Below are 13,165 nucleotides of genomic sequence, written 5' to 3'. Positions count from 1 at the left end.
GAGCGGAGGACCGGATGCCGCACATCGATCCTCCGCTCAGCGAATCTCCTCCGCTCGGCGCCCCCGCGACGCACGCTGCCGCTCGGCGGACTCTTCGGCTCCCACCCACGCCTCCCGCCCACCGCCCGCTCCCCCGAACTCCTCGCGCTCCGCCATCCCCTCCACATCCGATCGCCCCGCTGTGCTCGCCACATCCGATCGCCCCGCCATCCGCGGGAGGAGATCGAGCGAGCGGAGGACGGGATGCGGCAGATCGATCCTCCGCTCGGTGGATCTCCTCCGCTCAGCGCGCACGAAAGCCGCGAAAGCCGCAACGCCCCACAACCACAACCACCCGCGCCGCCCACGCGACACGCCCACACCCCGGCGCGCCTCGCCCGACCCGTGGATGCGGCGGGTCAGGCTGGCAGCGTGGCCCTGGACTTCACCGCGATCGACTTCGAAACGGCGAACTCCTCGAATGCGTCCGCGTGCGCGGTGGGTCTGGCCCGGGTGCGCGACGGCCGGGTCGTCGCGACCGCGGGCTGGTTGATCCAGCCGCCCGCCGGGCACGACCGGTTCTTCGAGCTGAACATCGGCATCCACGGCATCCGTCCCGAGGATGTTCTGACGGCCAAGACCTGGAGCGAGCAGCTCGACGACATCGCCGCCTTCGCGGGCGCCGACACCCTGCTCGCCCACAACGCGGGCTTCGACATGGCTGTGCTCCGCCGCGCCTGCGAGGCCACCGGCGACATCTGCCCGCCGTATCGCTATGCCTGCAGCCTGCAACTCGCCCGCCGCACCTACGACCTGCCCTCGTACCGCCTCCCCGCCGTCGCCGCCGAGGCGGGCTTCGTCGGCTTCGCCCACCACGACGCGACCGCCGACGCCCTGGCCTGCGCCCACATCGTCATCGACGCCGCCACCCGCTGGCAGTGCGATGACCTCGACGCCCTCGCGGATGCGGCCGGGATCCGCGTCGGAGCGATCGAATCCGCGGTGGCTGCGGCCGCGTGAGCCGTCGATGTCGGGGGCTCCCGGCATCCTGAGGTCATGGACTTCGTGACCGTCATCGTCGCCGTGCTGTGCCTGGCCGCCGGCGTGGCCCTGGGGTGGTTCGCCGCGCAGTCCCGGACGGCCGCCGTCTCGGCCCGCGCGGCGGCGGCCGAGGCCAACGCCGCGAGTGCGCGCGCCGAGCTCGACCGCCAGGGTGCCGTCTACCGGGAGATCGTGGAGCGCACCCGCTCCGATCAGCGTGAACGCGATGACCGTGACCGCCGCGACCAGTCCGTCGTCGCGGCGCTCGCGCCCGTGCGCGACACGCTCGTGCAGGTGCGACAGAAGGTCGACGACCTCGAACGCGAGCGGCACGCCCAGTACGGGGCGCTCACCGAACAACTGCGCCGCGCGCACGAGTCCGACGAACTGCTGCGCGAGACGACCGCATCGCTCTCGAGCGCCCTGCGCTCCACCAGCACGCGCGGCGTCTGGGGCGAGACCCAGTTGCGGCGCGTCGTCGAAGCGGCGGGGCTGACGCGGCACGTCGACTTCGACATCCAGTCGTCGATCTCGACGGATGCGGGTGCCGGCCGCCCCGACATGGTCATCCGACTTCCCGGTGGCAAGGCGATCGCGGTCGACGCCAAGGTGCCGCTGGACGCCTACCTCGAAGCGAATGCGATCCCCGACACGGCCTCGGGCGACGACGCCGTCCGACGCCGCGCGCTGCGCGACCGTCATGTCAAGGCGCTGCGCGCGCACATCGACGCGCTCGCCAAGAAGCAGTACTGGGCCGGCCTCGATGCGAGCCCCGAGTTCGTCGTGTGCTTCGTGCCGAACGAGTCGCTACTGTCGACGGCCCTCGAGGACGACCCGGCGCTGCTCGACTACGCGTTCCGCCAGCGGGTGGCACTCGCCTCCCCCGTGAACCTCTGGGCTGTGCTCAAGACCGTCGCCTACACGTGGACCCAGCAGGCGGTCTCCGACGACGCGCGCGAGTTGTTCACGCTCGGCACCCAGCTCTACGAGCGCCTCGGCGCCATGACCGGCCACGTCGAGGACCTGCGACGCGGCCTAGAGCGCACCGTCGACAGCTACAACCGCTTCGTCGGATCGCTCGAGACGCGCGTGCTGGTCAGCGCCCGACGCTTCCCCGGCATCGACGAGACGAAGCTCGACGCGGTCACTCCCCCGGCGGTCGTCGAGACCGTGCCGCGGCGTCTGAGCGCCCCGGAGTTCACGGCCGCGCTCGACGCCGTGCGCGAGGCCACCGGCGCGGGCGCCGAGGTGACCGACGAGGAACCGGAATCACGCGGACACGACGCCCCGCAGCCTTCCGCCGCCGACGGGCGACGCGAGGCCTGACGCGGTCCTCGGGCGTCGCCCGTGGCCCTCAGTCGATGCGGGCGTCCTCGGCCGTCTGCTCGGCCGCGGCGCCCTCTTCGGGAGATTCCGATCCGGTCGAGGCATCGTCCTTCGTCGGCTGATCGCCCTGTTGCTTGCCGCCCGCCGTCTTGGGCGGGCCGGGGACGGGTCGGTCGTCGCTCATGCTCTGGCCACCTTCTTCTCGATCTTGCGCCGCAGCTTCTTCACCTTGGGGTCACGCCACACCGTGCGGGCGACGACGACCGCCGCACCCGCGCGGCGCAGCCAGGTACGCGATGCCCAGTAGATGACGAGCCCTGCGCCGCCGATCAGCAGTACGCGCTTCAGTTGCGCCATGTGGTGTCCCTCCGTCGTTCGTGAGCCCCAGTCCACGCCCGCAGCGGCCCGTTCGTACAGGGCTTGCACGCGACGCCGAGGTGTGCGGGCTCCGTTCGCCCGTCGCGGAACACCCTCGCCAAGGCGCGTCCCCGCACCCACGATGGGGGCATGAGACTCCTCGTCCTCGGTGGCACGGCCTGGCTCGGTCGCACCACAGCGCAGGCAGCCCTCGACGCCGGACACGCGGTCGCCTGCGCGACACGCGGCGACGGGATCCCCGCCGGCGCGCAGCGCATCCGCATCGACCGCGACGATCCGGACGGCCTCGCGCCGCTGCACGGTCAGACCTGGGATGCGGTGATCGACGTCGCCCGGGAACCCGGGCACGTCCGACGGGCCACGCGTGCGCTCGCTGATGCCGCCGGGCGCTACGTGTTCGTCTCCACCTGCAACGTCTACGCCGACCAGTCGACGATCGGCGCCGACGAGACGGCGCCACTGCTTCCACCGCTGGATGCGGATGAGATGGCGTCCCTCGAGGACTACGGCTCGGCGAAGGTCGCCGGCGAGCAGGCCGTCGTCGCGGCATTCGGTGCGGACCGGTCGGCCCTCGTCCGGCCCGGTCTCATCGGCGGGCCCGGCGATCCCACCGGACGGTCGACCTACTGGCCACGGCGCTTCGCACGGCCCTCGTCATCCGACGGCGCCGTCCTGTCGCCGGACGCGCCGCAGCTTCCCACAGCCCTGCTCGATGTCCGCGACCTCGCCGCCTGGCTCGTGCACCTGGCGAGCGGCCACGGCGCCGGTGCCTACGACGCCGCCGGTGCGTCCCTGCTGCTTCCCGCCCACCTCGCGACGGCGCAACGCGCCGCCGGTCACCGAGGGTCGATCGTCGCCGCCGGTGAGGACCGGCTGATCGCCGAGGGTGTCGCGCAATGGGCGGGCCCCCGGTCACTGCCGCTGTGGCTCGCCGACCGCGATTGGTACGGGATGAACGCGCGTTCCGTAGAACGGGCCGTTGCCGACGGCCTCGTCCGGCGACCGCTCGAGGAGACGCTCCGCGACACCATCGACGGCGGGCCGGTGGTGACGGGCGCCGGCCTCACCGACGAGGAGGAACGCGCCCTGCTCCGCGATCTGGCCTGAGCGAGGAGGGGCGGCGAGCGCTCAGGCGCCGCCGGGAACGAAGCTGAACAGCACGAGCACGATCCCCGAGACCACGACGAAGGCGCCGATGCTCCACCAGGCGCTGGGCTGGTGCCCCTCTTCGCGACGCACGCGGAACAGCACGTCCGGGCGGCGTGCGGGGTCGGTGTGCGTCACGGCGGCGTTCGCGGCGACCGCGTTGGCGACCACGGCCAATGCCCCGGTGGGCGGATGCGGATTCTCAGCGGGTGTGGACATCGTTCGTCCCTTCGACTCAGTGCAGAGATCGATATCGACGGTGATACGACCCGTCTAGTCTGCCAGAGCCCCCGCGATTCGCCCGGGGCGCGCGCCCCCTTGACACCAAACCGAGATCGAGTGCGCGCTCAGAGCCACTTCGAGGTGAGGTGCTCCGACGTGATCCGGCGAAGCGTCCCCGACGCCCCCCGCAGCACGACGCTCTCGGTGTAGACGAAGCCGCCCTCGCGCCGCACCCCGGCCACCAGCTGACCGTCGGTCACGCCGGTGGCCACGAAGATCGTGTTGTCGCCCTTCACGAGCTCGTCGGCCTCGTACACGTGGTCGTCGAGCTTCAAGCCGGCATCGATGCCGCGCTGCTTCTCGTCGTCGTCGCGCGCCCAGAGCCGCCCCTGGATGTGGCCGCCCAGCGCCTTGATGGCGCACGCCGTGACGATGCCCTCGGGGCTGCCGCCGATACCGACGCACATGTCGGTGCGCGCGTTGTGCCGGGCGGCGTTGATGCCGCCGGCGACGTCGCCGTCGCTCATGAGTCGAGTGCCGGCTCCGGCCTCGCGGATCTCTTCGATCAGCCGCTCGTGGCGTTCACGGTGCAGCACCGAGACCACCAGCTCGTCGACGGGCTTGCCGAGCGCCTTCGCGAGCAGCCGGATGTTCTCGCCGATCGGCAGGCGGATGTCGACCACTCCGACGCCGGCGGGACCGGTGACGATCTTGTCCATGTAGAAGACGCTCGACGCGTCGAGCATCGTGCCACGGTCGGAGACGGCGATGACGGACAGCGCGTTGTTGCGGCCGGCCGCCGTGAGCGACGTGCCGTCGATCGGGTCCACCGCGATGTCGCACTGCGGCCCCTTGCCCGTGCCGACGTGCTCGCCGTTGAAGAGCATGGGCGCGTTGTCCTTCTCGCCCTCGCCGATCACGATGCGGCCATCGAACGCGACGGTCGACAAGAACGCGCGCATGGCGTCGACGGCGGCCCCATCCGCGTCCTCCTTGCGTCCGCGCCCGATGAAGGGCACCGAGCGGATGGCCGCGGCCTCGGTCGCGCGCACGAGTTCGAGCGCGAGGTTTCGGTCGGGATGCAGCGGACTCATGTCGGCGGAGATGCTCACCATGTCGCCAGCGTAGCCAGCATCCGTGATGGTCCCGGGAAATTTCAGGTGAAAAGCGTGGAAGGAATGCGGGTTCTTTCGCGGAGCGCATTTCCGCCGCCGCGGCGGGGTTTCTCACGCCGCCCGCCCGGGGCTCGACGGCCCTCGTCGCTAGACTGGGGAGGAAGCATTGCCCACAGCTTAGGAGCTCACATGCCCGTCGCCACTCCCGATCAGTACGCCGACATGCTGGACCGCGCGAAGGCCGGTGGTTTCGCGTACCCGGCCATCAACGCGGCGAGCTCGCAGTCGGTCAACGCGATCCTGCAGGGACTGACCGAGGCCGGTTCGGACGGCATCATCCAGGTCACCACCGGTGGTGCCGACTACTTCGCCGGCCACACCGTCAAGGGCCGCGCCACCGGCGCCCTGGCGTTCGCCAAGTTCGTCACCGAGGTCGCCAAGAACTACCCGATCACGGTCGCCCTCCACACCGACCACTGCCCCAAGCCCGCGCTGGCCGACTTCGTGCTGCCACTGCTCGAGGCATCCGAGGAGCAGGTGAAGGCCGGCGGCGAGCCGATCTTCCAGTCGCACATGTGGGACGGATCCGCCGTTCCGCTGGATGAGAACATCGAGATCGCGGCGGAGCTGCTCCCCCGCCTCAAGAACATCAACGCCATCCTCGAGGTCGAGATCGGCGTCGTCGGCGGCGAAGAGGACGGCGTCCAGCACGAGGGCTCGAACGACGCCCTGTACACGACCGTCGCCGACGTCACGAAGGCCGTCGAGTCGCTGGGTCTGGGCGAGAAGGGCCGCTACATCTCGGCCCTCACGTTCGGCAACGTGCACGGCGTCTACAAGCCCGGCAACGTCAAGCTCCGCCCCGAGCTGCTCGGCGAGATCCAGGAAGGCATCGCCGCGAAGTTCGGCACCGGCCCGAAGCCGCTCGACCTCGTGTTCCACGGCGGCTCCGGCTCGACCTCCGAGGAGATCGCCCTCGCGGTCGCCAACGGCGTCATCAAGATGAACATCGACACCGACACCCAGTACGCGTTCACGCGCTCGGTGGCCGGCTTCATGTTCGCCAACTACGACGGCGTGCTCAAGGTCGACGGCGAGGTGGGCAACAAGAAGGCCTACGACCCGCGCGCCTGGGGCAAGATCGCCGAGACCGCGATGGCGGCTCGCGTCGTCGAGGCCACGCAGCAGCTCGGCTCGGCCGGCAAGTCGCTCGGCGTCTGACCGTCGCTCCACGCACGAATGCCCCGGCCTCGGCCGGGGCATTCGTCGTTTCGCGCCGGCGAACCGCGCCGCGCGCGGAGGGCCGACGCGACAGGATTCAGGCGGGCGACGCGTAGGCGTCGAGCAGTCCCGGCGCGCGCTCGGGGCGGAATGAGAGGGTCAGCTCATCTCCGGCCTGCACGTCGCCGGCGCGGACGACGCGCAGGTACGGACCCAGCCGACGTTCGGCGCCGAAGCGCTTGACCCAGCCGCGCTCGTGGGGCGCACCGATCCAGCGCGCGAAGGTGGCGCACGGCGTGCGCGGCATCGTGACCTCGAGCTCCAGCCGCTCGCCGATCCGCCACCGGTCGCCGATGCGTGCCGCGTTCACGTCGATGCCCTCGGTGCGCAGGTTCTCGCCGAACCAGCCCGGGGGCAGGTCCCGACCGAGCTCCTGCTGCCAGAAGTCCGCATCCTCCTGGGCGTAGGCGTAGACGGCCTTGTCGAGTCCGCCGTGGTGCTTGCGGCTCGCCTGGACGTCGGAGCGCACACCGTAGGGACCGATCCGCACGGCCCCGTCCAGCGGCGCCTTGTCGATCGCGGTCACACCGACCGTGCCGGCGTCCGGCCGGAGGGCGCGCACGGCGCAGACCGCCAAGACGCGAGCCATGGTCAGAACGTGCCCCAGAACGCCATGGATGCGTCCGCGAAGGCGGCGAAGACGGCGGGATCCGAGACGATCGGGATCCACACCAGGACGACGGAGAGCGTGATCCCGATGACGCCGATCGTCAACGGAACCCAGAAGGTCACCCGCCCCTTCCGCAGTCGTCGCCAGGACAGCACGGCGGCGGCCAGCCAGCCGACACCGGCCACCAGCGCCGCGGCGATGCCCCATCCCATCCCGAAGCCGGCGGGGATGACACTCGCGTCGCCGTCGAGGGTGGTGAGCATGTCGGCGGCGAAGACCGGGAAGTTGGCGACGCCGCTGATGAAGCCGATGACCTGGAAGAGCCCGTACCCGAGCAGCACGAACGTCACGAGGCGATCGATCGCCACCGACTGCGGCGAGCGCGTCGTCGTGGCGGCGGATGCGGCGGGCGCGGCGCCCGTGGGGGCGACGGCGGGGCCGGGGGGCGGTCCGGCGGGCGGCTGCGCGGGCTGCCCTGCGATAGGTCGCACGGGCGGTTCGGGCGCCACGGCACCGGGCGTCTGACCCGTGTCGAGGGCCAGCGTCGCGTCGGGCTGGCGGATGCGGGCCTGCTGCTCCTCGGGCGTCGCGTACTCGCCGTACTGGGGGCGGGGCCGTTCGTCGGGCGCGGTCACGAGCGCGTCCGTCCGCCGAGCGCGCGGCCGTCGGCGCGGCCGTCGCGCCCCTGACGCAGTTCCTTGGGCAGGGAGAAGATGAGGTCCTCCTCGGCGGTCTTCACTTCCTCGACGTCGCGGTAGCCCGCGCCGGCCAGGTCTTCGAGCACCTGCTGCACGAGCACCTCGGGCACCGAGGCGCCGCTGGTCACACCCACGGTCTCGACGCCGTCGAGCCACTCCTGGCGCACCTCGTCGGCGTAGTCCACGCGATAGGCGGCCTTGGCTCCGTATTCGAGGGCGACGTCGACCAGTCGCACGCTGTTCGACGAGTTCGCCGAGCCGACGACGATGACGAGGTCGGCCTTCTCGGCGACCTTCTTGATGGCCACCTGACGGTTCTGGGTGGCGTAGCAGATGTCGTCCGAGGGCGGGTCCTGCAGCTGCGGGAAGCGGACCCGCAGGCGCCGGACGGTCTCCATCGTCTCGTCGACCGAGAGCGTGGTCTGCGAGAGCCACACGACTTTCTCGGGGTCGCGCACGACGACCGTGTCGGCGTCGTCGGGAGAGTTGACGACCGTGACGTGGTCGGGGGCCTCACCGGCGGTGCCTTCGACCTCTTCGTGACCGTCGTGCCCGATGAGCAGGATCTCGAAATCGTCACGGGCGAAGCGGACGGCCTCGCGGTGCACCTTGGTCACGAGCGGACAGGTGGCATCGATCGCCTGCAGCTCGCGGTCGGCGGCCGCCGCGACCACGGCGGGCGAGACGCCGTGCGCACTGAAGACGACGTGGGCGCCGGTGGGGACGGCGTCGACCTCGTCGACGAAGACGGCGCCCTTCTCCTCGAGCTCCCGCACGACGTGCACGTTGTGCACGATCTGCTTGCGCACGTAGACGGGCGCGCCGTAGCGCTCCAGCGCCTTCTCGACGGCGATGACCGCGCGGTCGACGCCGGCGCAGTAGCCGCGGGGCGCCGCGAGCAGCACCCGCTTGTGTCCGACCACCGGGATATCCTGAAGACGACCGCGGCGACCGGGAATCCGGGGCACGGGCAGTTGCACGGTGGCTGAGGTCACCCGCCGATTCTACCGGCGGCCCCTGAACAGCGGCCCAGCCGGCGCCGAGGCCACGACGATCGCCGATGCGGCGGCCACCCCTGGAGGACGCATGACGCGATTCGAGCCCGACCCGCAGGCCGTCGGCGCCCCCGCGCCCGACGAGGTGCACCCGCGCGATGCGACGAAGGACGCCCCGACATCGGTCGCCCGCTACAACGAGACCATCCGCAGTTTCGTCTCGTCGTGGGGCTCGGTGTGGGTCGAGGGCGAGGTCACGTCGTGGAACGTCCGCGGCGGCAACGTCTACGGTCGCCTCAAAGACGCCAGCGCCGAAGCGAGCGTCGGATTCCGCATCTGGTCGTCGACCCTGCAGCGCCTCCCCGACGACCTGAAGGTGGGCGATCGGGTCATCGCCAACGTCAAGGCCGACTACTTCGTGCGCACCGGCGATTTCAGCGTGCTGGTGTCGACCATGCGCCACACCGGCCTCGGCGACCAGTTGGAGCGCATCGAGAAGCTGCGCGCCGCCCTGCGCGCGGAGGGACTCTTCGACCCGGCGCGCAAGCGACCGCTGCCGTTCCTGCCGCACACCATCGGCCTCATCACCGGTGAGCGATCCGATGCCGAGAAGGACGTCCACCGCAACGCCGAGCTGCGCTGGCCGCAGGTGAGCTTCCGTACCGCCTACGCCGCCGTCCAGGGCGACCGGTGCGTGCCCGAGACGATCGCGGCCCTGCGCACCCTCGACGCGGATCCCGACGTCGACGTCATCATCATCGCCCGCGGCGGCGGCGACCCGCAGCACCTGCTCGGCTTCAGCGACGAGCGCCTGCTCCGCGCCGTCGCCGAGGCGACGACGCCGGTCGTCTCCGCGATCGGGCACGAGAACGACCACCCGCTCCTCGACGACGTCGCAGACCTCCGCGCCTCGACTCCCACCGACGCCGCCAAGCGCGTCGTGCCGGATGTGAGCGAGCAACGTGCGCTCGTGCGGCAGCTCCGGGCACGACTCGGCTCGCGCCTGAGCCTGCGGGTCTCGCACGACATCGCACAGCTGGAGCAGCTGCGGTCCCGTCCGGCGTTGCGCACCCCCGACGCGATGCTCGAACGCCGCGCCCACGAGGTCGAGCTCGCGACGGCGCGCGGTCGCGACACGATCGATCGGATGCTGTCGCGCGCCGGACGCCAGACGGCAGAGCTGCGCGCGTCGCTGCGCGCCCTCTCCCCCGGCGCGACGCTCGAGCGCGGCTACGCGATCGCCCACGTGCCCGGCGGCGTCATCGTCCGCGACGCCACGCAGGTGCCTTCGGGCACCGACGTGGTCGTCACGGTCGGCCGCGGGTCGTTCGGAGCACGCTCGACGGGCGAGGTGGCCGAGACGGCGGGCGCCGCGGCATCCGCGTCCGACGCCTAGAATGGGAGCCATGCCCGTGCCGGAAGAAGCCGTCGTCGACGTGGCCTCCCTGTCTTTCGAGCAGGCCCGCGACGAACTCGTGACGGTCGTCGCAGAGCTCGAGCAGGGCTCGCCCACGCTGGAGCACTCGCTCGCCCTGTGGGAACGCGGCGAAGCGCTCGCGGCCCGCTGCGAGGAGTGGCTGCTGGGCGCCAAGCGCCGCCTCGAGGCCGCCCGGTCGGTCGCCGAGGGCGACGCCTGATGGCACGCGGGTCGCGGGTCGTCGCCGAGTTGGGTCGCCCCGAGACCGCCGACGAGACGGCGGCGCGCAAGGCCGAGTCGTCGCGGATCTACCGGTCCAGCCAGACGTTCCGCAACCTCATCGCCGCCCTGCTCGCGACCCTCGCCGTCGTCGCGGTCATCATCTTCGCCGTCCCCCGTGGGCAGCTCGCCGAAGCCCCGCCGATCGACGTCGCCGAGACGGCCGCCGGATTCTCCGAGGTCTACGGCCGCACCGTGATCTCTCCCGACGTCCCCGAGGACTGGCGCGTCAACTCCGCAAAGATCGACGGCGACGACATCGGGGCGTTCACGATCGTCTATGTGCCGGATTCCACGAGCTACGTGAACATCGCACAGGGCTTCGAGCCCGACCCGGCCTGGGTCTCGCGGATGCTGTCGGGCGCGAGCCCCAGCGGCAGCGTCACCATCGACGGCATCGCGTGGGATCGCTACGAGATCTCGGATCCCTCGCGCGCGGGCAACATCTCGTACGCCCTCGCCACCGACGCCGGCGTAGACCAGGTCCTCATCTTCGGCACGGCCGATGCCGACACCGCGGCGTCGCTCGCCAGCGCCGTGACCGATCAGATCATGCAGCTTCGCGAGGAGAACCCGTGACCGAGAATCAGCCGACCCCCCGTCAGGTGTGGACAGAGATGCTGGAGGGCAATGCCCGCTTCGTCTCGGGCGCCCCGCGTCATCCGCGTCAGGACGTCGAACGCCGGCACGAGCTCGCAGGGGGCCAGCGTCCCCGTGCGGCCCTGTTCGGCTGCTCCGACTCGCGGCTGGCCGCCGAGATCATCTTCGACGAGGGGCTCGGCGACCTTTTCGTCGTGCGCAACGCCGGCCAGGTCATCTCGGACTCGGTCATCGGCAGCCTGGAGTACGCCGTCGAGGTGCTCGGCGTCCCCCTGATCGTCGTGCTGGGTCACGATGCCTGCGGCGCCGTGCGCGCAGCGATCGACAGCACCGCCGTCGACGCCCCCGCCCTGCCCCCGCGCATCTGGCGCCAGGTCGCGCCGATCGTCCCCGCGGTGCGCCGTGTGCAGAGCGTCGACGGCACCAACGCCGCCACCGTCGATCCCGAGCACGTCGGCCGCGAGCACCTGCGCGACACCGTCACCGAGCTCCTGCAGTCGTCCGAGCTCATCAGCGCCGCGGTCGCCGCGGGCACGCTCGCCATCGTCGGCGTCAACTACCGCCTCGGTGAGGGCACCGCCATCCCCGATTTCATCGTGGGCGACGCGTCCGACGCGGCCGCCTGAATCAGAACCCCGCATCGTCAGAGGAGACAGCAGTGACTGAGATCGAATACCGCATCGAGCACGACACCATGGGCGAGGTCCGCGTGCCGGCCTCCGCTCTCTACAGCGCGCAGACGCAGCGCGCCGTCGAGAACTTCCCCATCTCGGGTGCCTCGCTGCCCGCCTCGCAGATCGTCGCGCTGGCCCGCATCAAGAAGGCCGCCGCACAGGCCAACAAGCAGCTGGGCACGCTCGACGGCGACATCGCGGATGCGATCGCCCGCGCGGCCGACCTCATCATCGCCGGAGAGTACGCCGATCAGTTCCCGATCGACGTCTACCAGACCGGCAGCGGCACCTCGTCGAACATGAACATCAACGAGGTGCTCGCGACGCTCGCCACGCGCGACCTCGGCGCCACGGTGCACCCCAACGACCACGTCAACGCCTCGCAGTCCTCCAACGACGTCTTCCCCACCTCCGTGCACATCGCCGTGACGCAGGAGCTCATCGACGACCTCATCCCGGCGCTCGACCACCTGGCCGTCGCGCTCGAGGAGAAGGCCGAGCTGTGGAAGGACGCAGTCAAGTCCGGGCGCACCCACCTGATGGACGCAACGCCCGTCACCCTCGGCCAGGAGTTCGGCGGCTACGCCCGCCAGATGCGCCTCGGCATCGAGCGCGTGCAGGCGGTCCTTCCCCGCGTCGCCGAGGTACCGCTGGGCGGCACGGCCGTGGGCACCGGCATCAACACCCCCCTCGGCTTCCCGCAGAAGGTGCTCGAGCTCATCGTCGCCGACACCGAGCTGCCGATCACCGAGGCGAAGGACCACTTCGAGGCGCAGGCCAACCGCGACGGCCTCGTCGAGGCGTCGGGAGCGCTGCGCACGATCGCCGTCTCGCTGACGAAGATCAACAACGACCTGCGGTGGATGGGGTCGGGCCCGAACACGGGACTCGGCGAGCTCCACATCCCCGACCTGCAGCCCGGTTCGTCGATCATGCCCGGCAAGGTCAACCCGGTGGTCCCCGAGGCGACCCTCATGGTGTGCGCGCGGGTCATCGGCAACGACGCCACCATTGCGTGGGCCGGCGCGTCGGGCTCGTTCGAGCTCAACGTGGCCATCCCCGTCATGGGCAGCGCCCTGCTCGAGTCGATCCGGCTTCTCGCCAACACGGTGCGGGTGCTCGCCGACAAGACCATCTCGGGCCTGGAGGCGAACCTCGATCGCGCCGCCGCGTACGCCGGCATGTCGCCGTCGATCGTCACGCCGCTCAACAAGCTGATCGGCTACGAGGCGGCCGCCAAGATCGCCAAGCACTCGGTCGCCAAGGGCATCACCGTGCGCGAGGCCGTCATCGATCTGGGCTACGTCGAGCGCGGCGAGATCACCGAGCAGCAGCTCGACGAGAAGCTCGATCTGCTCTCCATGACCCACGCCGGCTAGCAGGAATACGCAATCCCGCCTCCGG

Annotated in this window: 16 protein-coding genes; 9 read left to right on the top strand and 7 right to left on the bottom strand. The window is 71.1% G+C overall.

Annotation, left to right across the window (positions count from 1 at the left end):
• The first annotated feature begins 411 nt into the window (after positions 1-411).
• Entirely contained in the window at positions 412-999 is a 588-nt protein-coding gene (locus AB0N73_RS05220; RefSeq protein ID WP_363561071.1) for a 3'-5' exonuclease, read from the top strand.
• A 36-nt stretch (positions 1,000-1,035) separates the two neighbouring features.
• Positions 1,036-2,346: a DNA recombination protein RmuC gene (locus AB0N73_RS05215; protein WP_363561069.1), complete on the top strand. Its 1,311-nt coding sequence runs from the start codon at positions 1,036-1,038 to the stop codon at positions 2,344-2,346.
• A gap of 28 nt (positions 2,347-2,374) precedes the next feature.
• On the opposite strand, the gene AB0N73_RS05210 is transcribed toward AB0N73_RS05215, so the two are convergent.
• Both AB0N73_RS05210 and AB0N73_RS05205 read right to left on the bottom strand, forming a co-directional pair.
• Positions 2,375-2,530, bottom strand: a complete 156-nt coding sequence (locus tag AB0N73_RS05210; protein WP_363561067.1) for a hypothetical protein — start codon at positions 2,528-2,530, stop codon at positions 2,375-2,377.
• Positions 2,527-2,703, bottom strand: a complete 177-nt coding sequence (locus tag AB0N73_RS05205; RefSeq protein ID WP_363561065.1) for a hypothetical protein — start codon at positions 2,701-2,703, stop codon at positions 2,527-2,529. Before AB0N73_RS05205 ends, AB0N73_RS05210 begins: the two co-directional genes overlap by 4 nt.
• 150 nt (positions 2,704-2,853) lie before the next feature.
• On the opposite strand from AB0N73_RS05205, the gene AB0N73_RS05200 reads away from it, so the two are divergent.
• On the top strand, positions 2,854-3,831 hold the full coding sequence (locus AB0N73_RS05200; RefSeq protein WP_363561063.1) for an NAD-dependent epimerase/dehydratase family protein: 978 nt from the start codon (positions 2,854-2,856) through the stop codon (positions 3,829-3,831).
• A gap of 21 nt (positions 3,832-3,852) precedes the next feature.
• Here AB0N73_RS05200 and AB0N73_RS05195 read toward each other — a convergent pair whose 3' ends face one another.
• Entirely contained in the window at positions 3,853-4,089 is a 237-nt protein-coding gene (locus AB0N73_RS05195) for a UDP-N-acetylmuramyl pentapeptide phosphotransferase (RefSeq protein WP_363561061.1), read from the bottom strand.
• Between the two features lie 128 nt (positions 4,090-4,217).
• Positions 4,218-5,207 carry a class II fructose-bisphosphatase gene (glpX, locus tag AB0N73_RS05190; protein ID WP_363561059.1) on the bottom strand — a complete coding sequence of 330 codons (990 nt, stop codon included), beginning with the start codon at positions 5,205-5,207 and terminating at the stop codon, positions 4,218-4,220.
• 189 nt (positions 5,208-5,396) lie between these two features.
• Here glpX and fbaA point away from each other — a divergent pair, with 189 nt between their 5' ends.
• Entirely contained in the window at positions 5,397-6,428 is a 1,032-nt protein-coding gene (gene fbaA / locus AB0N73_RS05185; RefSeq protein ID WP_363561057.1) for a class II fructose-bisphosphate aldolase, read from the top strand.
• A gap of 97 nt (positions 6,429-6,525) precedes the next feature.
• Here fbaA and AB0N73_RS05180 read toward each other — a convergent pair whose 3' ends face one another.
• The 3 genes from AB0N73_RS05180 to AB0N73_RS05170 are packed head-to-tail and all read right to left on the bottom strand — an operon-like array spanning position 6,526 to position 8,764.
• The gene (locus AB0N73_RS05180) at positions 6,526-7,077 is read right to left on the bottom strand and encodes an MOSC domain-containing protein (protein WP_363561055.1); all 552 of its coding nucleotides are present in this window, start codon (positions 7,075-7,077) and stop codon (positions 6,526-6,528) included.
• 2 nt (positions 7,078-7,079) lie between these two features.
• Entirely contained in the window at positions 7,080-7,733 is a 654-nt protein-coding gene (locus tag AB0N73_RS05175; protein WP_363561053.1) for a DUF6264 family protein, read from the bottom strand.
• Positions 7,730-8,764 (bottom strand): 4-hydroxy-3-methylbut-2-enyl diphosphate reductase, encoded by a 1,035-nt coding sequence (locus AB0N73_RS05170; RefSeq protein WP_363561189.1) that lies wholly within the window; start codon positions 8,762-8,764, stop codon positions 7,730-7,732. Before AB0N73_RS05170 ends, AB0N73_RS05175 begins: the two co-directional genes overlap by 4 nt.
• 118 nt (positions 8,765-8,882) lie before the next feature.
• Here AB0N73_RS05170 and xseA point away from each other — a divergent pair, with 118 nt between their 5' ends.
• Genes xseA through AB0N73_RS05145 form a run of 5 tightly spaced genes read left to right on the top strand, consistent with a single transcriptional unit; the run spans position 8,883 to position 13,140 of the window.
• Positions 8,883-10,187 carry an exodeoxyribonuclease VII large subunit gene (gene xseA / locus AB0N73_RS05165; RefSeq protein WP_363561051.1) on the top strand — a complete coding sequence of 435 codons (1,305 nt, stop codon included), beginning with the start codon at positions 8,883-8,885 and terminating at the stop codon, positions 10,185-10,187.
• 10 nt (positions 10,188-10,197) lie between these two features.
• Complete coding sequence (locus AB0N73_RS05160; RefSeq protein WP_363561049.1) at positions 10,198-10,428, top strand: exodeoxyribonuclease VII small subunit; 231 nt, start codon at positions 10,198-10,200, stop codon at positions 10,426-10,428.
• The gene (locus tag AB0N73_RS05155) at positions 10,428-11,066 is read left to right on the top strand and encodes a DUF4245 family protein (RefSeq protein WP_363561047.1); all 639 of its coding nucleotides are present in this window, start codon (positions 10,428-10,430) and stop codon (positions 11,064-11,066) included. Before AB0N73_RS05160 ends, AB0N73_RS05155 begins: the two co-directional genes overlap by 1 nt.
• A gap of 38 nt (positions 11,067-11,104) precedes the next feature.
• Positions 11,105-11,713, top strand: coding sequence for a carbonic anhydrase (locus tag AB0N73_RS05150; protein ID WP_363561187.1), 609 nt, complete (start codon positions 11,105-11,107; stop codon positions 11,711-11,713).
• Positions 11,714-11,745: 32 nt separating this feature from the next.
• Positions 11,746-13,140 (top strand): class II fumarate hydratase, encoded by a 1,395-nt coding sequence (locus tag AB0N73_RS05145; protein ID WP_363561045.1) that lies wholly within the window; start codon positions 11,746-11,748, stop codon positions 13,138-13,140.
• Positions 13,141-13,165: the final 25 nt, after the last annotated feature.

Origin of the sequence: Microbacterium sp. NPDC089189 (assembly GCF_040685095.1) — a bacterium.
Classification (GTDB): Bacteria; Actinomycetota; Actinomycetes; order Actinomycetales; family Microbacteriaceae; genus Microbacterium.
The sequence above is the reverse complement of the archived record's forward strand: the minus strand, read 5'-3'. Positions and strand labels throughout refer to the sequence as shown.